We start from the raw sequence: 460 nt of genomic DNA on the forward strand, positions 1-460 counted from the left end.
GTATCCCATACCTGCAGCTCCACTTCGTTGCCACGCTGGCGCACCGCCAGCACGATGCGGCCCTGACGGGTGTAGCGCAGCGCATTGGCCAGGAAGTTCTGCAGCACGCGGCGCAGCAGGCGGCGATCACTGCGCACCCAGGCCGGACGCGTGAACAGGTCCAGGCGCAGGCCACGGCCGGCGGCGACCGGCGTGTACTGCGCGGCCAGTTCGCGCATCAGCGCGCTCACGTCGAACTCGCCGATCACCGGGTGCAGGCCACCGGCATCCAGCCGCGACACGTCCAGCAGGCCATCAAGCAGCTCTTCGGCAGCACGCAGCGACGCATCCACGCGCTCGGCCAGGTGCTTCTGCTCGTCACTCACATGGTCGCTGTCGCGCAGCGCCGAAGCAAACAGCCGTGCGGCGTTCAACGGCTGCAGCACGTCATGGCTGATCGCCGCCAGGAAGCGGGTCTTCG

At 68.7% G+C, this 460-nt stretch carries 1 protein-coding gene; it reads right to left on the reverse strand.

All coding sequences use genetic code 11. The annotated features are described in order from the left end of the window. Positions 1–460, reverse strand: a 460-nt coding sequence (locus tag I6F28_RS37130; protein WP_225143954.1) for a sensor histidine kinase, incomplete at both ends; no start/stop codon positions are given.

Origin of the sequence: Bradyrhizobium sp. NBAIM14, from assembly GCF_020193895.1 — a bacterium.
GTDB lineage: Bacteria > Pseudomonadota > Alphaproteobacteria > Rhizobiales > Xanthobacteraceae > Bradyrhizobium > Bradyrhizobium yuanmingense.